The organism is Nocardiopsis prasina DSM 43845, assembly GCF_000341265.1.
Classification (GTDB): Bacteria; Actinomycetota; Actinomycetes; order Streptosporangiales; family Streptosporangiaceae; genus Nocardiopsis; species Nocardiopsis prasina.
Window position 1 is genome coordinate 17897 of the sequence record NZ_ANAE01000073.1, and the last position, 18125, is coordinate 36021.

18 protein-coding genes are annotated in these 18125 nt (G+C 70.9%); 12 read left to right on the forward strand and 6 right to left on the reverse strand.

From position 1 onward, the window contains the following. Window positions 1–2: 2 nt before the first annotated feature. Window positions 3–710 carry a FadR/GntR family transcriptional regulator gene (locus D452_RS0102510; protein ID WP_017542578.1) on the reverse strand — a complete coding sequence of 236 codons (708 nt, stop codon included), beginning with the start codon at window positions 708–710 and terminating at the stop codon, window positions 3–5. A 120-nt stretch (window positions 711–830) separates the two neighbouring features. On the opposite strand from D452_RS0102510, the gene D452_RS0102515 reads away from it, so the two are divergent. Next, window positions 831–1346 (forward strand): gluconokinase, encoded by a 516-nt coding sequence (locus D452_RS0102515; RefSeq protein WP_017542579.1) that lies wholly within the window; start codon window positions 831–833, stop codon window positions 1344–1346. 89 nt (window positions 1347–1435) lie between these two features. Next, complete coding sequence (locus D452_RS0102520; RefSeq protein ID WP_239646311.1) at window positions 1436–1930, forward strand: hypothetical protein; 495 nt, start codon at window positions 1436–1438, stop codon at window positions 1928–1930. 247 nt (window positions 1931–2177) lie between these two features. On the opposite strand, the gene D452_RS0102525 is transcribed toward D452_RS0102520, so the two are convergent. After that, window positions 2178–2582 (reverse strand): hypothetical protein, encoded by a 405-nt coding sequence (locus D452_RS0102525; RefSeq protein WP_017542581.1) that lies wholly within the window; start codon window positions 2580–2582, stop codon window positions 2178–2180. A 356-nt stretch (window positions 2583–2938) separates the two neighbouring features. On the opposite strand from D452_RS0102525, the gene D452_RS0102530 reads away from it, so the two are divergent. The 6 genes from D452_RS0102530 to D452_RS0102555 all read left to right on the forward strand — a co-directional run bounded on the left by D452_RS0102530 (window position 2939) and on the right by D452_RS0102555 (window position 10961). Beyond that, window positions 2939–4606, forward strand: a complete 1668-nt coding sequence (locus tag D452_RS0102530) for an ABC transporter substrate-binding protein (protein WP_017542582.1) — start codon at window positions 2939–2941, stop codon at window positions 4604–4606. 221 nt (window positions 4607–4827) lie between these two features. Beyond that, window positions 4828–5832 carry an ABC transporter permease gene (locus tag D452_RS0102535; RefSeq protein WP_017542583.1) on the forward strand — a complete coding sequence of 335 codons (1005 nt, stop codon included), beginning with the start codon at window positions 4828–4830 and terminating at the stop codon, window positions 5830–5832. Then, a complete protein-coding gene (locus D452_RS0102540) occupies window positions 5832–6860 on the forward strand; it encodes an ABC transporter permease (protein WP_017542584.1) in 1029 nt (342 codons plus the stop codon). The genes D452_RS0102535 and D452_RS0102540 overlap by 1 nt, the downstream gene beginning before the upstream one ends. A 2-nt stretch (window positions 6861–6862) precedes the next feature. Next, entirely contained in the window at window positions 6863–7951 is a 1089-nt protein-coding gene (locus D452_RS0102545) for an ABC transporter ATP-binding protein (RefSeq protein ID WP_017542585.1), read from the forward strand. Then, complete coding sequence (locus D452_RS0102550; RefSeq protein WP_017542586.1) at window positions 7948–9051, forward strand: ABC transporter ATP-binding protein; 1104 nt, start codon at window positions 7948–7950, stop codon at window positions 9049–9051. Before D452_RS0102545 ends, D452_RS0102550 begins: the two co-directional genes overlap by 4 nt. 287 nt (window positions 9052–9338) lie before the next feature. Then, window positions 9339–10961, forward strand: a complete 1623-nt coding sequence (locus tag D452_RS0102555) for a serine hydrolase domain-containing protein (protein ID WP_026128910.1) — start codon at window positions 9339–9341, stop codon at window positions 10959–10961. A gap of 67 nt (window positions 10962–11028) precedes the next feature. On the opposite strand, the gene D452_RS0102560 is transcribed toward D452_RS0102555, so the two are convergent. Then, window positions 11029–11667 (reverse strand): GNAT family N-acetyltransferase, encoded by a 639-nt coding sequence (locus D452_RS0102560; RefSeq protein ID WP_152498514.1) that lies wholly within the window; start codon window positions 11665–11667, stop codon window positions 11029–11031. A 131-nt stretch (window positions 11668–11798) separates the two neighbouring features. Between D452_RS0102560 and D452_RS0102565 the strand changes: the two genes are divergently transcribed. Together D452_RS0102565 and D452_RS0102570 are read left to right on the forward strand one after the other, a co-directional pair. Beyond that, window positions 11799–12212 (forward strand): thiol-disulfide oxidoreductase DCC family protein, encoded by a 414-nt coding sequence (locus D452_RS0102565; protein WP_017542589.1) that lies wholly within the window; start codon window positions 11799–11801, stop codon window positions 12210–12212. Next, window positions 12209–12622: an SdpI family protein gene (locus D452_RS0102570; RefSeq protein ID WP_017542590.1), complete on the forward strand. Its 414-nt coding sequence runs from the start codon at window positions 12209–12211 to the stop codon at window positions 12620–12622. The genes D452_RS0102565 and D452_RS0102570 overlap by 4 nt, the downstream gene beginning before the upstream one ends. A gap of 1 nt (window position 12623) precedes the next feature. Here the strand turns inward: D452_RS0102570 and D452_RS0102575 are convergent, their stop codons facing one another. Continuing rightward, on the reverse strand, window positions 12624–13505 hold the full coding sequence (locus tag D452_RS0102575) for a hypothetical protein (protein WP_017542591.1): 882 nt from the start codon (window positions 13503–13505) through the stop codon (window positions 12624–12626). A gap of 44 nt (window positions 13506–13549) precedes the next feature. Here D452_RS0102575 and D452_RS0102580 point away from each other — a divergent pair, with 44 nt between their 5' ends. Further along, complete coding sequence (locus D452_RS0102580; RefSeq protein WP_017542592.1) at window positions 13550–14146, forward strand: HD domain-containing protein; 597 nt, start codon at window positions 13550–13552, stop codon at window positions 14144–14146. 31 nt (window positions 14147–14177) lie between these two features. Here D452_RS0102580 and D452_RS0102585 read toward each other — a convergent pair whose 3' ends face one another. Continuing rightward, window positions 14178–15965 (reverse strand): hypothetical protein, encoded by a 1788-nt coding sequence (locus tag D452_RS0102585; RefSeq protein ID WP_017542593.1) that lies wholly within the window; start codon window positions 15963–15965, stop codon window positions 14178–14180. A gap of 131 nt (window positions 15966–16096) precedes the next feature. Further along, a complete protein-coding gene (locus D452_RS27595) occupies window positions 16097–16519 on the reverse strand; it encodes a hypothetical protein (protein WP_017542594.1) in 423 nt (140 codons plus the stop codon). A 149-nt stretch (window positions 16520–16668) separates the two neighbouring features. On the opposite strand from D452_RS27595, the gene D452_RS0102595 reads away from it, so the two are divergent. After that, window positions 16669–18093: an aldehyde dehydrogenase family protein gene (locus D452_RS0102595; RefSeq protein WP_017542595.1), complete on the forward strand. Its 1425-nt coding sequence runs from the start codon at window positions 16669–16671 to the stop codon at window positions 18091–18093. The last annotated feature ends 32 nt before the right edge of the window (window positions 18094–18125 follow it).

Sequence of the window (18125 nt, forward strand, 5' to 3'; positions counted from 1 at the left end):
CCTCAGTGGCCGGGAGCGTCGTTCCTGAGGGCGTCCGCGACCTCGGTGACGATCGACCGCATGGCCGCCTCGGCCACGTCGGGCAGCCCGTCCCGGATGGCCCGCGCCACCGTCATGTGGAGGCGCAGGGCCTCCGGGCGGGGGTTGTGCGGCATCAGGTCGTAGGAGGTCCGCGCGACGAGCACCTCGGTCACCACCTCGGCCAGACCGGAGAGCATCTCGTTGCCGGACAGCTCCAGGACGCGACGGTGGAAGGCGATGTCGAGCTCCATGAACGTGGTGAGCTCGCCCGCCTGGCCGGTCAGGGTCATCCTGTCGGCCACCACCTCCAGCTGGGCCCGCTCGTCGGCGGGTCCGCGTTCGGCGGCCAGGGCGGCGGCGCCGGGTTCCACGGCGGCCCGGAGTTCGTTGAGGGAGCGCAGCTGCTCCATGCGGCCGGATCCGGCCAGTCGCCAGCGGATCAACTGGGGGTCGAAGACGCTCCAGTCCCGCTGGGGCCGGACCCGGATACCGGTCCGGGGGCGGCTCAACACGAGTCCCATGGACTCCAGGACACGGACCGCCTCGCGGGCGACCGTCCGGGACACGCCGAAGTCGCCCTCCAGACCCTGGAGGGTGAAGGCGTGGCCGGGGGCGTACTCTCCGGCGGCGATCGCCGGACCGAGCACCGCCAGCACCCGGTTGTGCAGCGTTCGGTGCTCGGTGGCCATCTCGTCCCTCGGAATCTCCTGCGATGCGGTCGGGGTCACGGAGCAGCCTAGCCGGATTGATTGATATCACTATTGCTGGCGGCGTCGCGCACGGGCGGCGGGCCAAGACTCGGAGAGAGCATGCATTTCGTGTTCATGGGCGTATCTGGCAGCGGGAAGACCAGTGTCGCCGAGCGGATCGCCGCGCGCCTCGAACTGCCCTTCGCGGAGGCCGACGCCTTCCACCCCGAGGCCAACATCACCAAGATGTCGGCCGGGGTACCGCTGACCGACGACGACCGGTGGCCCTGGCTGGCCGAGCTCGCCGACTGGATCGCCGCGCACGAGGCGCTGGGCGAGTCCACCGTGATGGCCTGCTCCGCGCTCCGGCGCTCCTACCGGGACGTGCTCCGCCGAGGGGCGCCCGGCGTGCACTTCATCCACATGCACGGCACGGAGGAGGTGATCTGGGAGCGGATCGAGGCCCGTAGGGACCACTTCATGCCGCCCGCGCTCCTGCGCTCCCAGCTGGAGACCCTGGAGCGCCTGGGGCCGGACGAGGAGGGGCTGGAGCTCGACGTGCGCGGCGACCTCACCCAGCTCAGCGCGCAGGCCCTGGAGTACGTGTCGGAACGGCTGGGCCTCTCCCTCACCTGACCGGAACCCGCCGCCGCGAGACGACCACCACATGCGCGGGGGTTTTGCTCCACTTGTGTAGTACGCCCCGGCACGCGAACCTGTTCGTCATGCAAGACACCCAGACGTCCCCCGTATCCTCCGACTCCCGGCCGTTCAGTGTGCTTCCGGCCCCCCGGCAGAGCCTGCTCGCCGCGCGTCGCCCCGGTGTGCGGCCCCCGCAGGACGTTCGGCAGACCTGTGTCCTGATGTTCGTCACCGCCGCCGCGTTCGCCGGGCTGGCCTACCAGGCCTGGGCGACGCTGGACGGTGGCGCGCCCGCCCCGGTCGTGCGCGACCTGTGGGTGCAGGTGGTCCTGGCGACGCTGGTCACCCTGGGCCTGGTCGCGCTGGTGGTGCCCGTGCGCCGTGCCGGCTACGTCCTGTGGCGTGCCGCCCAGTTCGGCGCGGTGGTCGCCCTCGGCGTGGCCGTTTCCGCGCTCAACACGGCGGCCCGGCTCGCTGACACACCGATGCTGCTGGTCGCGCTGGTGGTGGCCCTCCTCGCCATCGTCACCAACATCGCCCTGTGGAGCACCAACGTCCGCCGCTGGTGCGAGTCCTAGGAGTACGTCACGCAGGGGTGCCCCGGCCACTGGCCGGGGCACCCCTTTCCCGTTCGCGCGGCCATCCCCGCGTTCGCGGGGTTCGCACTTGGCGACCTGGGGGCGACGCGGGTCGTGTCCCCGCTCGACCACGGCTGCGGCGCGGTACCCGGACGCCGTGGGCCCGGAGCGCGCGTGGCCCGTGTGGTCACGGGACGCTCACTGCCGGGCCCTTTCCGTCCGGGGGTCCCGCCTCAGGTGCCGCCGCTCAGTCCTCCTCCTCGCCGTCCGCGAGGACGTGCAGGCGGGCGAGGTGCTCGCTGCCGTCCTCCCCGTGACGGTTGACGTAGATCTCGCGGGCCTCGTCCGCGATGTCTCCCACCTCGTCCTCGAAGCCGTAGTCGAGGAGGTCGTCCAGCAGGTCGAGCGACCGGTGCAGCGGGTCCCCGTCGTCGGGGTCGGTCGCGGCCTCCTGGGGGGAGTGCTCGGTGACCCGCGTCAGCGCGACGCCTCGGGCCTCCTCCACCGCGCTCTCCGCTCCGGCCGCGGCACTCAGGCGGATGCGGGTGATGGGGTCCTCGTCGGCGACGAGCATCAGCTGCTCGGCCAGCCAGGTGGTGTCCTGGCCTTCGAGGAACGCGGTGAGCTCCGCGTCGTCTAGGGGAGTGTTCATCCGCAGATCATAGGACGAACCGCACGCCTCCGGCGCCCCGGGCCCCGTTCACGGAACGGAAACAAAAAACGGACATTCGGTGCTGAAGTTCATTCATCCCATGATCGGATTAAGAAAGAGGAATTGTGCTCGGATGAATACCCATTGTCACCGTCCTGGGGCGGGAGAGGCTCCGGGGAAGACGACGCTCAGTTAAACACATGCGAGCCAAATGCCGATCTATGGATCACGGCACAGATCTGAAACGGTTGTATTAATACCCAGCCGTCTACCTTCCCAGGTGGTCATGGTGCGGTTTAGGGTCCAACTCATCGTTCCGGGCCCCAAACCCCCGTCCCCCATCCCTGAGGTGGACCATGTTCACGAAGTCTTCCCGTAAGCCGCTCGGCCTCCTGGCCGTCGCGGCGTCGCTCACGCTTGTGGCGACAGCCTGTGCGGAGAGTGACCGCGCCGACGGAAGCGGCGACGACTCGCAGCCGTTCGTCTTCGCCTCCGCCGGTGACATCACCGCGCTCGACCCCTTCCTCGCCAGCGACGGTGAGACGTTCCGATACAGCCGCCAGGTCTTCCAGACCCTTCTCGAACACGAATCCGGCGGTTCTGAAATCGTCGGTGGACTGGCCGAATCCTGGGACCAGTCCGATGACGGCACCGTCTGGACCTTCAACCTCCAGCAGGGCGTGAAGTTCCACGACGGCGACGACCTGGACGCCGAGGCGGTCTGCGCCAATTTCGACCGCTGGTTCAACCTCTCCGGTGCCTACCAGAGCTCGAACAACTCGTACTACTGGCAGAAGATCTTCGGTGGATTCGCGGAGAACGACGAGGCCTACGCGGCGCCGGATCCGCGTTTCGTCTCCTGTGACGCCGAGGACGAGTTCACCGCCGTCATCGAGGTCAGCGAGTACTCCTCCCTGTACCCGGGCGGTTTCAGCCTCGCGGCCTTCGGCATCATGAGCCCCACCAGCCTGGAGGCCATGGAGGGCCAGGAGATCACGGGTGAGGAGGGCAACCCCAACCTGCCCGAGTACACCCAGGTCCCGGGGACGGTCGCCGGTACCGGCCCGTTCACCGTCGAGGAGTGGAACCAGGACCAGGGCGAGATCACCCTCAAGCGGTTCGACGACTACTGGGGCGACCCGGCGGGCTTCGAGAACATGATCATCCGGGCCATCCCGGACGAGAACGCCCGCCGTCAGGCCCTTGAGGCGGGCGACATCCACGGCTACGACCTGGTGGCCCCGGCCGACGTCGGCCCGCTCCAGGAAGCCGGGTTCGAGGTCCCCACCCGTGACGTGTTCAACGTCCTCTACCTGGCCTACCACCAGGACGACGAGGCCCTGGCCGACCTCGAGGTGCGCGAGGCCCTCTCGCACGCGGTGAACCGCCAGCGCATCGTCGACACCATCCTCCCCGAGGGCGGCGAGGTCGCCTCGCAGTTCCACCCGGACACCCTCGACGGCTGGTCGCCCGACGTCCGCGAGATCGAGTACGACCCGGAGCTGGCCGCCGAGAAGCTGGCCGACGCGGGCCAGGAGGACCTCACGGTCGAGTTCTGCTACCCGACCGAGGTCACCCGCCCGTACATGCCCGCCCCCAAGGACATCTTCGACGTCATCTCGGAGGACCTCCAGGAGGCCGGTGTGACGGTCGAGGCCAAGAGCTTCGAGTGGGCCGAGTACATCAACCAGACCGACAGCGGCAACTGCCCGCTGTACCTGCTCGGTTGGACCGGCGACTACAACGACGCCTACAACTTCATCGGCACCTGGTTCTCCACCCCCAACAGCGCCTGGGGTCTGGACGACGAGGAGCTCTTCGACAAGATGGAGGAAGTGAGCACCAACCCCGACGCCGACGAGCGCATCGCCGGGTACCAGGAGCTCAACGAGATGGTGATGGACGTCCTGCCCGGGCTGCCCATCTCCAGCTCCCCGCCCTCCATCGCGTTCTCCGGGGACGTCAACCCGCCGAACGTGAGCCCCCTGACCCAGGAGAACTTCTCCGAGGCCTCCTGGAAGTAGGCGCGAGACCCCTCCCGGACCTGGGAGGGGTCCTCCGCCGGGCCCGACCGGTCCTGACCGGTCGGGCCCGCCGCACGGCCACCCCCGGCGGTCCGCTGCCCCAAGGCACACCGCGCCGCACCCCCCCCGGGTACCCCCAGAGACCATCCGTCCGTCCCGCCACACCCCGGCGGGGGACGCTCCGCGTCCATCGTTCTCACCACTGGCGAAAGGCGGCGCAGGTGCTGCGATTCATCGTCAGGCGACTCCTACAGCTGATCCCGACACTCGGCGGTCTGTCGATCCTGCTGTTCGTCTGGCTCCAACGACTGCCGGGCGGACCCGAGTACGCCCTCCTCCCCGACGACGCGACCGCGGAGCAGCGTGCCGCTCTGCGCCGGTCCCTCGGCCTGGACGAACCCCTCGCGGTTCAGTACCTGACCTTCCTGCGCAACATCCTGCAGGGCGACCTGGGGACCTCCCTCCAGACCAGCCGACCGGTCCTGGACGAGTTCTTCCTCCGCTTCCCGGCGACCTTCGAACTGGCCGTGACCGCGATGATCTTCGCCGTCGCCGTCGGTCTGCCGCTGGGCTACCTCGCCGCCCGCAAGCGCGGCACGGTGCTGGACTTCGCCGCCGTGGGCGGTTCTCTCCTGGGCATCTGCACCCCGGTCTTCTTCCTGGCGTTCATCCTCAAGGTGGTCTTCGCCGAGAACCTGGGCGTGCTCCCCTCCGCCTTCCGGCTCTCACCGGGCCTGAGCCGCACCGACATCACCGGCTTCGTGGTCCTGGACGGCCTCATGACGCGTGAGTGGGACGTGGTCATGGACGCGCTCGCCCACCTCGTCCTGCCGGGACTGGCCCTGGCGTCCATCCCGCTTGCCGTCATCACGCGCATGACCCGGGCCAGCGTCCTGGAGGTCATGGGCGAGGACTACGTCCGCACCGCCAACGCCAAGGGCCTGCACCGCACCACGGTGCGCACCCGCCACGTGCTGCGCAACGCGCTCCTGCCGGTGGTCACGGCGGTCGGTCTGCTCGCGGGCAGCCTCTTCGCCGGCGCGGTCCTCACCGAGAGCGTCTTCGCCTTCCCGGGTATCGGGTCGTTCGTCTACGGGGCGACACAGACCCGCGACTATCCGGTGCTCACCGGCTTCATCCTCCTCATCGCCACCATGTACGTGTTCATCAACCTCCTGGTCGACATCTCGTACAGCCTCCTCGACCCGAGAGTGCGGGCCCAGTGATGCCTACGACACCGAGTCCGAACCCGCCCGAGGCACCGGACACCGCCGGGGCCGACGAGAAGGTTCCGTTCCACAAGCGCAAGGCCGACAAGGTCGACCGGCTCGCCGAACTCATGGGCGACCGGGAGGCGGGCAGCCACGGCGCGGGGGTCTGGCGTGAGGCCTTCCAGCGCATGCGGCGCAGCCCCATGGCGATCACCGGCGCGGTCATCGTCGCGGTGTTCCTCGTCATCGCCCTGTTCTCGCCGCTCATCGCCACGTACAGTCCCACCTCCCAGGCCTGGGGCGGCGAGGTCTTCCCGAACCGCAACGAGTTCGTCGGGCCGCGTGCCGAGAACTGGCTGGGCCTGGACCACCTCGGCCGGGACATGTTCTCCCGCATGGTGATCGGCGCACGCCAGACCCTCCTGGTCGGTGTGGTCGCCACCCTGGTCGGCTTCCTGTTCGGCGCGCTCCTGGGCGGCCTCGCCGGCGCCTGCTCGGTGCTGGGCGGACGCTGGGGGCGCCAGGTCGACAACGTCGTCATGCGCGTCATCGACATGATGCTGGCCATGCCGACCCTGCTGCTGGCCGTCACCGTCGCCGCCCTGGTCGGGCCCAGCCTCACCACGGTCATGATCGCGGTCGGCATCGCCCAGGTCCCCATCTTCGCCCGCCTGCTGCGCGGCGCGATGATCTCCCAGGGGAACCGCGAGTACGTGCTGGCCGCGCAGGCCCTGGGGGTGCGCAAGCGCCGGATCGCCGTCACGCACATCCTGCCCAACTCCATGGGCCCGGTGATCGTGCAGTCCACGCTCACGTTGGCGACGGCCATCATCGACGCGGCAGCCCTGTCCTACCTGGGCCTGGGCAACCCGGACGCCTCGTACCCCGAGTGGGGCACGATGCTGTCCGAGGCCCAGCGGTTCCTGTCCAGCGCACCGTCCCTGGCCGTCTACCCGGCCCTGGGCATCATCATCACCGCGCTCGGCTTCACCCTGCTGGGTGAGGCGCTGCGGGAAGCGCTCGACCCGAAGTTGAGGAAGTGACCATGAGTTCCAGCACGCCGCTGTTGGCGGTGGACGAGCTGTCCGTGGTGTTCCACCGCAAGGGCCAGAACCCGACCCGCGCCGTCGACGGAGTCTCCTTCACACTGGAGGAGGGCAAGGTCACCGGTCTGGTCGGCGAGTCCGGCTGCGGCAAGAGCGTCACCTCCCTGGCCCTCATGGGTCTGCTGCCGGACCGGGGAGTGAAGGTCGGCGGCAGCGCCGTCATGCGCCTGTCCGACCGGGGCGAGCAGCCGCAGGAGGCGGACCTGCTCAGGATCTCCCAGCGCCGTATGCGCGACCTGCGCGGCTCCCAGCTGGCGATGATCTTCCAGGACCCGCTCAGCTCGCTCAACCCGGTGGTCCCCATCGGCCTCCAGGTGACCGAGATCCTCAAGCGGCACCGGGGGATGCGTGGCGCCGCCGCCAGGGCGGAGGCCGCCGACCTGCTGTACCGGGTGGGCATCCCCGACCCCACCCGGCGCCTGAACGAGTACCCGCACCAGCTGTCCGGCGGTATGCGCCAGCGCGCGCTCATCGCGATGGCGGTGGCCTGCAAGCCGCGCCTGATGATCGCCGACGAGCCCACCACCGCCCTGGACGTCACCATCCAGGCCCAGATCCTGGAGCTGCTCAAGGACCTGGTCACCGAGGAGGGCACCGGGCTGCTGATGATCACCCACGACCTCGGCGTGGTGGCCGGGCTGTGCGACGACATCAACGTCCTGTACGCGGGCCGGGCGGTGGAGACCGCCGAACGCGCGCCGCTCTTCAGCGACCCCACCCACCCCTACACGGTGGGCCTGCTCGGCTCCATCCCCCGCCTGGACGCGCCCCGCGGCGAACCGCTCACCCCGGTGCGCGGATCGGTCAACGACAACATCGCGTGGACGGACGGGTGCGCGTTCGCGCCCCGCTGCGACCACTACACCATGGAGTGCCTCCAGGGACCGCCCCAGCTCGTCGAAGTGGGCGCAGGGGACCCGGGACACGTCCACCGCTGTGTGAACCCCATCAGCCACGCCGACGTGGTGGACCGGGCCGTGCTGGAGAGCCCGGCCGTGGTGGGCGACGACGAGGAGGAGCGGGGATGAGCCTGCTGGAGATCAGGGACCTCAAGGTCCACTTCCCCATCAAGCGGGGCGTGATCGTCGACCGCACCGTGGGGCACGTGCGCGCCGTGGACGGGGTCTCGCTGAGCATCGAGAAGGGCCAGACCTACGGACTGGTGGGGGAGTCCGGCTGCGGCAAGACCACCCTGGGCCGGGCGGTGCTGCGGCTGAACGAGATCACCGAGGGCGAGGTGTGGTTCGGCGGGGACGACCTGGCCGGGCTCGACTCGGAGTCGATGCGCCGCGAGCGCGCCAACCTCCAGATGGTCTTCCAGGACCCGCTGGGCAGCCTCAACCCGCGCCAGAACATCGGCTCCATCCTCCTGGAGGGCCTCCAGACGCACGGGATCGGCGGTCCCGAGGGGGCGGAGGCCGAGGGGCTGAGCCGGTCGGAGCTGAGGCAGAGGACCAGGGAGGACCAGCGCCGCCGGGTCGTGGACGCGCTGGAGCGGGTGGGGCTGTCCGCCAAGGCGCTCCAGCGCTACCCGCACGAGTTCTCCGGCGGCCAGCGACAGCGCATCGGCATCGCCCGGGCGCTGGTGCTGGAGCCCGACCTCATCATCTGCGACGAACCGGTCTCCGCGCTGGACGTGTCCATCCAGGCGCAGGTGCTCAACCTGCTGGAGGAGCTCCAGGAGGAACTGGGCCTGACCTACCTGGTGATCGCGCACGACCTCGCGGTGGTGCGGCACGTGAGCGACGTGGTGGGGGTGATGTACCTGGGGTCACTGGTCGAGGAGGCCACCAGCGACCAGCTGTACGAGACCCCGCTGCACCCCTACACGCGGTCGCTGATGTCGGCGGTGCCGGTCCCGGACCCGACAGTCGAGGACACCCGGGAGCGCATCCTGCTCGCCGGTGACCTGCCCTCGCCCGCGAACCCGCCCGCGGGCTGCCGGTTCCACACCCGCTGCCCGTGGCGGCAGGAGGAGCGGTGCGACACCGAGCGCCCCGAGCTGCGCCCGCTGGAGGGCGGGCAGCCCACCCACCGGGTGGCCTGCCACTACGCCGAGCAGATCCTGTCCGGCGAGGTCCAGCCCCGAGCGGAGCTGGCCGAGCGGATTGTGCACGGCGCGAGCTGATCCGGACCGGGTGCGCGGGTACCCCCGGAGGGTGCCCGCGCACCGTCGTTCGGAGCGCGGTTCTGACGAAGCCGACCCGTTCCGAAGCGGAAGATCCGCGCAGGGCCTCCACGTCGGTCATCCGGCAGGGCGGCGTCCCGGCCGTCGGCTCCCGCCCGGGACGCCGGATCTGACAGTTGTCATCGGGCCAGGCGGATGTTTGTCACCGGGCGGACACGTGTTCCTCCCGGCCAGGGGGTGACAACGGCGACTACGGGCAGGAGAGCTGTCCAGGCGATCATCGAAGCATGACATCCGTTGGCTCTCCCCCGACCGCCCATCCCGCGGGTCCGCCGCCCGGTACGCCCGCGAGGAAGCGCCGCGCCCCCGCCGCGCCGCGCCGGGTCTGGCTGATCGCCCTGGTGGCCGGCGCCGTCGTGGCGGTCCTCACCCACCTGTTCGCCCCGGCCCAGGCCGTGTCGGCCCCCGTCGTCTCCGGGGACACGGAGCTCACCGAGGACCTCGAGGCAGTCCTCGGAGACCGGGCGGTGGAGGTCCAGGGACTGTCCGTCGGCCGCTTCGACCTGGACGAACCCACCGCGGTCGAGTGGGCCGCCGCGGGGACCGCCGACGGCGCCACCCCGGTGGACGAGCACACCCCGTTCGAGACCGGTTCGGTGTTCAAGGTGGTCACCGGCATGCTCCTCGCTGACATGGTTGCGGACGGGGAGACCTCTCTGGACCGCACCCTCGGCGAGGTCCTCCCCGAGGTCGACTTCGCCGACCCCGAGACCGCCACGATCACCCTGGAGGAGCTGGCCACCCACCAGTCCGGGCTGCCCGGTATCCCTACTGAGGACCTGTCGGCGCCGTCCTTCCTCGTCGGCTCCCTCGTCCGCGCCGACCCCTACCTGGGTTTCGCGGACCCGCTCGACAGGCTGGCCACCGCCAGCCCGGTCAGCCGGGGAGAGTACGTCTACTCGAACCACGGGATGGCCGTGTTGGGAGGGGCCCTGGCAGCCGAGGCCGGGACGACCTACCCGGAGTTGGCGCGTGAGCGCGTCCTCGACCCGCTCGGTCTGGAGGACACCGTCATCGCCGGGTCGGACCTGCCCGCGGGCGCCGCGTGGTCCCACCACTCGCCGGGCGTGCGGATCACTCCGTGGACCAACAGCGACTACGCCGCGGCTGGCGCAGGAACCTGGAGCACCACGGCGGACCTTGCCGTCCTGATCGCGGCGGTCACCGCCGGCAGCGCCCCGGGGGCGGACTCGGTGGAGCCGGTCCCGGCAGGCCCCGAGATCGACCCCGTGCCCGGGTTCGGGGAACTGGAATCCGGCCTGGCCTGGCTCCGCGTCACGGGTTCCGACGGCGGCACCCTGATCATGCACAACGGCAAGACCTACGGCGCCTCCACCATGGTGGGATACGACGGCGAACAGGCCGTGGTGCTCATGAGCAACAGCGGTTCCTTCCAGGAGATGGCGGTGGTCGAGGGGTTGCTGGACGACCAGCCGGGAGAGTCGGTCCTGTCCGCCGAGCCCACGGCGGCGATCAGCGCCGGGCTCACGCTTCTTCTGCTGATCGTCCCTCCCGTCCTGCTCCTCGCCCTCGCGGTTCGGCGGCGCACCCTGGTCACCCAGCGCCCCATCGACCGGCTCCGGATCGTCTCGCTCTCTCTGGGAAACCTCGCCTGGCTCACCTACCTCCAGCACATCGGGGTGTGGACGGACGTGCCGAACGCGCTGTTCGCCTGGTCCGTCGGTGTGGCCGCCGCAGCTGCGTCGGTCCTGGCCTGGCACTTCGTCAGGGTTCCGGTGGAGGCGGGCCGGTTCCGTTGGCTGCACGTCCCCGTGTTCGCTCTCTCGGTCCTGCTCTCCCTGACCGTGCTGTCCGCGTCGGTCTACGCCCTGGCGGTCGCCCACCTGTGACTCCGGTCCGACCGCTGCCGGTTCACGTGACGCGCCCTCCGCGTCGCGGGGACCGGTGGCGACTGGTTCAGGATTTCAGGGTCCGTTCGGTCCGGGGGCCCGGAGGGCCTACCGGCCGCGTGAACCGTCGGCACACGTGCACCCTACGGAACTCGGCGCGCAGCTCCTCCTCGTCCGCCAGGTCCGCGTGCCCGAAGGCCCTCACCACCGCTTTGACCTTGGGTGCGGGGGGAGGTCGCGACCCCTGGGGAGACCGGGTGTCCAGCAGAGGAAGGGCGGGCCGCGCCACCTCGTCGTGGTCGGCGTACACGTGCAGGTAGTGGTCGTGGTCGGTGAAGCCACCGGACCGGTACCAGGCCAGCGTGGCGGGGTCGTCACGGGTCCAGGCATCCAGCCTCCGGACCCCCTGCTCTCGCAGACACTCCAGGAGGGTGCCCAGCAGTCGCCCGCCCACCCCCCGGCCCTGGTGGTCGGGGTGAACGGCGACGGTCTCGATCACCGCCGTGTCCCCGCCCAGTTCGGCGTCGAGGATCCCGACCAGGGTGTCGCCCCGCACGGCGACCAGCTCCACGGAGGGAGTCGGGCGGACCGGCTTCCTCTGGACCACATCGTCGTAGTACGCGGTGTGGAGGAAGGACAGCACCCTGCAGCGCAGCCACCTCTCCTCGTCGGTGGGTCGGTAGGGGCGGATCTCCGTGGGGGGCATGGCGGTCATTATTGGCACACCGATCCACGGCCGCAACGGGTTTCGACGCGACTCGGGCCCCTGACTGTCGGTCGGGTGGAGTGGGGAGGTAGGAAGGAAGAAGGAGCAACGGAACCAGGAGGAACGGGATCATGGCGGACACCGCTCACACGCGCGGGTCGGGGCTGTTCCTGTACGACCGGGACTGCGGCTTCTGCCAGCGCGCGGTCGCCTTCGCGCGCGAGCGCCTGCGCACCCGGACCTCCTTCGCCGCCTGGCAGGACTCCGACCTGCCCGCTCTCGGCCTCACCCCCGAACAGACCGACGCCCAGGCCTGGCTCGTGCACCGGGACGGGCGGCGGCTCGCCGGAGGAGACGCCATCGCCGGGGTGCTCCTGGGCGCCGGGCTCCCCGCCCGAACCCTCGGCCGGCTGCTGCTGATGCCCGGGGTGCGCGTGCTCAACCGCGCCGTCTACCGGGTGGTGGCCGCCAACCGGCACCGGCTCCCCGGCGGAACCGCCTCCTGCGCCCTCCCACCCCCGAGCGGAAGGACCACACCCCCGTGAACCCCCTGGCCGCGGCTTCTGATCAGACGATGCCCCTCGGCGCGTTCCTCAGCACGATGGGCTGCCTGCTGCTCATGACGGTGGTCCTGGTGCTCATGGGGGCACTGGGTGCCCTACGGCGGATCAAGCCGAACGAGCTCTTCGGCATACGGACCCGCTACACCCGTTCCAGCGAAGACGCCTGGTACGCCGTGCACGAGCTCTCCGCGCACTGGTCGATCGCGGCCGGGCTGGTCTGTCTGCCGGGTCTGGTCCTGCTGCCGTTGGCGACCACCCCGAGCTGGGAGGCCGCCGCTGTGCTCGTGCCCGTCGGGATCAGCCTCGTGGTGCTCCTCACCGGAACGTGGCGGGCCCACCGGTTGGCCCGTGAGCGCGAGGCCAGAGAGGTGGGCCGCGCCGACCTGCCCTGAATCAGGCCGCGCGCAGGGCCCGGCACACGTCCAGCACCCGCTCGCGCAGCACCGCTCCGCGCTCGGCGAAGTCCCGCTGGTACTCCATGTAGGCGGCCTTACCCTCGGCGGTCTCGATCCGGACCGGCGGGTAACCCCACTCCCGGAGGTCGTAGGGCGAGGCGCGCATGTCCAGCACCCGGATCTCCTTCGACAGTTCGAAGCAGTCCGCCACCAGCTCCGACGGGACCGCCGGGGTGAGTTTGTACGCCCACTTGTACAGGTCCATGTTGGCGTGCAGGCACCCCGGCTGGTCCAGTTCCGCCTGGCGCTCCCTGGTGGGCTGGAGCGTGTTCAGCGGGCGCGCAGGTCCGGTGAAGAACCGGAACGCGTCGAAGTGGGAGCACTGGACGCGGTGCGACTCCACCACACGGTCGGTGCCCTCGTGACCGAGCCGCAGCGGGACCTGGCCGTGTCGGACCTCCTCGGTCCGGTACACCATGGCCCATTCGTGCAGTCCGAAGCAGCCCAGGTGCGCGGGGCGCTCGGCCACCGAGGACAACAGGCGCTCCACGAAGTCCAGCACCGGACGGGCGGCCAGGAACGCGGGCACGTCCAGGCCCACCCCGCCCGAGAGCCCGGTGTAGAAGCGCTCGGAGAGCCGCTCGCGTGAGCCCTCGCCCAGCAGCACCGTTCCCACACCGGGGTGCCAGCGCCGCAGCTGTGCGGGCTTGAGGTTGTAGTAGGTGAACAGGAAGTCCTCGACGGGGTGCCGTTCGCCCGCGCTCCTGCGCCGGACGTGGTCGCCGACCAGGGCATCCACCCGACGCCCGTGCAGTTCGGCGCGCTCGCGCCACTCCGTCTCCGCCAGACCCCTCAGGGCCTCGGTCCTCGTTCCCGTCACGGCACCCAGGGTATGTCCGGTCCCGGCTGCCCTAGTCTGCTGGGATGCAGATCCCCACCGACGAAGAGATCCGGGCCCTCCACGAGCGTCACGCGCCCACCGCCGAGGCCTTCGAGCTCGTGTACACCCACTGCCGGGCCGTGTGCGAGGTCGCCGAACCGCTGCTCGACCGCGCGCCCACCGGTGTGGACGCGGACCTCGTCCGCGCCGGGTGCCTGCTCCACGACGTCGGTGTCTACCGCCTGATGGACGAGCACGGTCGGATCGACGGCTCCCGCTACGTGAGCCACGGGGTGCTCGGTCACGAACTGCTGGCGGAGGAGGGGCTGCCCGAGACACTGTGCCGGTTCTGCTCGCACCACACCGGAGTGGGGGTCACCCGCGACGACGTGCGCACCCAGCGACTGCCCATCCCGGTCGCCGACTACCTCGCCGAGTCACCCGAGGAGGAACTGGTCATGTACGCGGACAAGTTCCACAGCAAGAGCCGGCCGCCGGTCTTCCTCACCGCCGACACCTACGCCGCCAAGGTGAGCCGCTTCGGCCCCGAGAAGGAACTCCGCTTCAAGGACCTGGTGGAACGGTACGGGGAACCCGACCTGGTCGCCCTGTCCCGCTCCTTCGGCCACGCCCTCGTCTGACCCCGAAGCACCCCTGTGGGCTCGGTGGGGCTCAGTTGGACTGCTGGACGGGCAGATGGCGCCCCAGGTAGCCCACGTACACCCTGTTCGTGGTGTCCGGGCCCAGGTGCGGGAAGAAGTACAGCCGGGGGCAGATGCCGTACTCGATGTCCAGCTTGATGTGCGCGTACATGGGGACCCGGCCGTCCGGCTCCACCTCGCTCGGCACCCGGAAGACCCGCTTCTCGTTGAGCTTGCCCCGGTTGCGGACGTAGTCCGACTCCTGCGAGGCCAGCCGCTTGACCGGGATCACCCGGTAGCCGTCCGGGGGTTCGCGCAGGTAGGAGTGGAAGCCCAGCCCGCTGCCCGGGTTGTCGAACTGGTAGCGGGCGTAGTCGTTGAGGGCCATCAGCGCCTCCCAGGCCCGGGTCACCCACAGCCCCTCCTTGCGGCTGTCGGACAGCTCGTACACCGTCTGGTCCTCGATGGTGAAGAACAGGTGCGGCAGGGCCGATCCGTCGGTGATCCGTTCCAGTAGCTCCGCCACGCTGGACGGCGGACGCAGCTCGGGGTCGCGCGGGGCCGGGGCGGCGGCCAGCCGGAACAGACCGGCGTCCCTCGCCTGGTCGCGCAGCCACCGGGCCTCGAACCGGGCCGAGCGTTGCTCCTCCCTGGCGACGGCGAGTTCGTCGGCGAGGTCGGCGGTCTCCGCGAGCATGGCCTGGTGTTCGTCCGACAGTTCACCGATCCGCGCGTTGAGCCTGCGGACCTCGTCTCTGAGCCGCCGAACCTGCTGTTCCTGGGCCTGGGCGGCGGCGAGCTCCACCGAGGAGACGGAGTCGTGCCCTGACTGGTGTGCGATGACGTTCCCCGATCCTGAGGGTGCCCGTGGGGGAACGGGGGCACGGGTGTTCGGACCCCGGCGCAGGTCCTCGGTCTCCTCGGCCAGGAGCGCGTCGATCGACCGGAGCGCCTCGGGCAGGCGCAGGCCGAGAGCGTTGTCGCGCACCCGCCGGGACAGGGCGGCGCCCACCCAGTTGCGCACGCGTTCGCCCTCGCGGGCCGTGTCGAGGGTGCCCGGACTCATCCGGGGGTGGCGCTGGACGTCCCTCTGGTCGGAGGGGTCCACGCCCGGTAAGAAGGTGCGCACCCCGCCCACGGGCACGTCGAGGCCACGGGGGAGGAGCTCGGCGACCCGTTCCAGGGCCGCCCCGTCCAGCACGTACCCGGCGCACATGCCCGTGCAGCGGGACAGCGTCCCCGCCATGGAGGTGCGCCAGTCGGCCACGGTCACGTCGCGCGGCGCGCCGGTCGCGACGACCGCCAGGCGGCGCAGGGGATCGCGGATGGTCGCGACCAGGGTCGCCACGTCCTCGTCGTCGCGCCCGCGCACGATCCGGGGCGAGGACGGCAGGGGGTGGGCGCCGTCGTGCGCGCCCACCGCCTCCAGCAGCATGCGCGCCGCCTCGGGCGGCATCACCTCGGAGCGGGGGGAGTCCGAGGGCTCGGCGGGGTCGACGGTCATGTCGATCCACACGTAGTTCCACGGGGAGAGCTCGGGGTCCACCACCACCGTGGCCAGGGTGCGCCACACGCCCTCGGGCTTCTCGGACTCGGTGGTCAGCCGAAGGAAGGTCAGGCCCTCGTCGGTGTTGTGGTGCCGTGCCACCAGTGCCCGTGAACGGTTGCTCAGCTCGTACCGGCCCGAGTCGGCGAAGTCCACCCGCGCACCCGAGTTACCGCGCTTGCTCAGCCAGCGGGAGAGGACGGAGGAGGCGACCGAGACCAGGTCCCCGTCGTCGTCGTGGACGGCGACCAACGTGCGGTAGACGAGCGGCAATGGGCACTCCCGGGTTCCCGACGGCGGCGGACCCGAGGGTCCGGCCGAACCCGCTGGCAGAGCCCTCCCTCACCACTGTGGACGAAGGACCGTCGCTGCGCCAGCCGGTTGACCAGGTTCCCTTCGACGGGTCAGTGCCCCGCCGACCCCAGGTCGTACTCTCCGTCTACCCAAGGAACGGCCAAGTCATCAATCCTCACACGCCACTCCGCGCCGGGAACCGCGTCCCGCAGCCGGGCGAGCGCGGCCAGATAGTGGTTCAGCTGGGCCATCTGGGGCTCGGGCCCGCTGGCCGTGTGGGAGATCTTGCTGGATCCGGCGAACAGCTCCCCGCGCTCACCGCCGAAGGAGTACGGCGCCAGGGGCTCGAACAGCTCCCCGGGTTCCAGGTCCGGGTCGGTGACCTCACCGTCACGGGCCCACGCGGGAAGGGCGCGCGTGGCGAAGGCGGTCAGCGCGTCCTCTCCCTCGGCGACGATCCGGCGGAGCTCGGCGCGCTCGGCGTCGCTGAGCGGGGTGTCGCGGTGGGCGCTGTAGTACAGGCTGACGCTCATGGTGGGCTCCCAGGGTTCTCGTTCGGACCCATAGTGTCCGGGGCCCCCGACATTCCCCGACCGTATGCGCCACAGTGGCCAAGTCGGAGCTCCGGATTGGCGACAGTGGACAAGGCGTGCCGCCTCGGCTGGGGGTTAGCGTCGCCGACATGACCACGCACCCGTTCTGGCTGGCCGGTACCGCCGCGACCGGCGACACCGAGCTGACCGTCCGCAACCCCTACACCGGCGGGACGGCGGGCGTCGTCTCTGTGCCCACCGAGGCGCAGGTGGAGGCCGCCGTCTCCGCCGCGCACGCGGTGTCCGCCGAGGCCGCCGCCCTGCCCGCGCACGTCCGCGCCGGGGCCCTGGACCACGTCTCCCGGCGCATCGGCGAACGCGCGGAGGAGATCGCCCAGGTGATCACCGCCGAGAGCGGCAAGCCGATCAAGTGGGCCCGCGCCGAGGCCGGACGTGCCGTGTCGGTGTTCCGCTGGGCCGCCGAGGAGGCCCGCAGGGACAGCGGCGAGCTCCAGCGCCTGGACACCGACCCCGGAGGCACCGGGCGCATGGCGCTCGTCCGACGGGTCCCCAAGGGCCCCGTCCTGGGCATCTCGCCGTTCAACTTCCCGCTCAACCTGGTCGCCCACAAGGTCGCCCCGGCCATCGCGGTGGGCGCGCCGGTCGTGCTCAAGCCCGCCCCGGCCACCCCGATGACCGCCCTGGTCCTCGGCGAGATCCTGGCCGAGACCGACCTGCCCGCGGGCATGGTGTCGATCCTGCCCATGCCCAACGAGCTGGCCGCCCCGCTGATCACCGACGAGCGGCTGCCCGTCATCTCCTTCACGGGCGGACCGTTCGGCTGGGAACTCCAGCGGCGCGCCCCACACAAGCACGTGACCCTCGAACTCGGCGGCAACGCGGCGGCCGCGGTGCTGGACGACGCCGACCTCGACTGGGCCGCCAAGAGGGTGGCCCTGTTCGGCAACAACCAGGCAGGCCAGGTCTGCATCGGAGTGCAGCGGGTCGTGGTCACCGACGCCGTCCACGACGAGTTCGTGCGGCGCCTGGTCGCCGAGGTCGAGACGCTGGGCACCGGCGACCCGGCCGACCCCAAGACCGACGTGGGCCCGCTGGTCGACGCGGAGGCAGCCGAACGCGTGACGTCCTGGATCGACGAGGCGGTCGCCTCGGGGGCCCGCCTCCTGACCGGCGGCACGCGTGACGGCGTCACCGTGGCGCCCACCGTCCTGGCCGACGCCCCGGCCGACTCCCGGGTGGTGCGCGAGGAGGTGTTCGGTCCGGTGCTGGTGGTCCAGCGGGTGGCCGACACCGACGCCGCCTTCGCCGCCGTGAACGACAGCGACTTCGGTCTCCAGGCCGGTGTCTTCACACGGGACCTGCCCACCGCCTTCCGCGCCCACCGGGAGCTGGAGGTCGGCGGTGTGGTCGTCGGGGACGTCCCCACCTTCCGCGCCGACCAGATGCCCTACGGCGGCGTCAAGGGTTCGGGTGTGGGCAAGGAGGGCCTGCGCGCCGCGATGACGGACCTCACCCACGAGCGGGTCCTCGTCCTCACGGGAATCGACCTGTAGCTCCGGGGAGACAGGGGGCGGGGCGGGGGGGG

Excerpts from the sequence above, each read along its gene's own strand:
- D452_RS0102510 (WP_017542578.1), bottom strand. The coding sequence starts at position 710 with ATGGCCACCGAGCACCGAACGCTGCACAACCGGGTGCTGGCGGTGCTC.
- D452_RS0102515 (WP_017542579.1), top strand. The coding sequence starts at position 831 with ATGCATTTCGTGTTCATGGGCGTATCTGGCAGCGGGAAGACCAGTGTC.
- D452_RS0102520 (WP_239646311.1), top strand. The coding sequence starts at position 1,436 with ATGCAAGACACCCAGACGTCCCCCGTATCCTCCGACTCCCGGCCGTTC.
- D452_RS0102525 (WP_017542581.1), bottom strand. The coding sequence starts at position 2,582 with ATGAACACTCCCCTAGACGACGCGGAGCTCACCGCGTTCCTCGAAGGC.
- D452_RS0102530 (WP_017542582.1), top strand. The coding sequence starts at position 2,939 with ATGTTCACGAAGTCTTCCCGTAAGCCGCTCGGCCTCCTGGCCGTCGCG.
- D452_RS0102540 (WP_017542584.1), top strand. The coding sequence starts at position 5,832 with ATGCCTACGACACCGAGTCCGAACCCGCCCGAGGCACCGGACACCGCC.
- D452_RS0102545 (WP_017542585.1), top strand. The coding sequence starts at position 6,863 with ATGAGTTCCAGCACGCCGCTGTTGGCGGTGGACGAGCTGTCCGTGGTG.
- D452_RS0102550 (WP_017542586.1), top strand. The coding sequence starts at position 7,948 with ATGAGCCTGCTGGAGATCAGGGACCTCAAGGTCCACTTCCCCATCAAG.
- D452_RS0102555 (WP_026128910.1), top strand. The coding sequence starts at position 9,339 with ATGACATCCGTTGGCTCTCCCCCGACCGCCCATCCCGCGGGTCCGCCG.
- D452_RS0102560 (WP_152498514.1), bottom strand. The coding sequence starts at position 11,667 with ATGCCCCCCACGGAGATCCGCCCCTACCGACCCACCGACGAGGAGAGG.
- D452_RS0102565 (WP_017542589.1), top strand. The coding sequence starts at position 11,799 with ATGGCGGACACCGCTCACACGCGCGGGTCGGGGCTGTTCCTGTACGAC.
- D452_RS0102580 (WP_017542592.1), top strand. The coding sequence starts at position 13,550 with ATGCAGATCCCCACCGACGAAGAGATCCGGGCCCTCCACGAGCGTCAC.
- D452_RS27595 (WP_017542594.1), bottom strand. The coding sequence starts at position 16,519 with ATGAGCGTCAGCCTGTACTACAGCGCCCACCGCGACACCCCGCTCAGC.
- D452_RS0102595 (WP_017542595.1), top strand. The coding sequence starts at position 16,669 with ATGACCACGCACCCGTTCTGGCTGGCCGGTACCGCCGCGACCGGCGAC.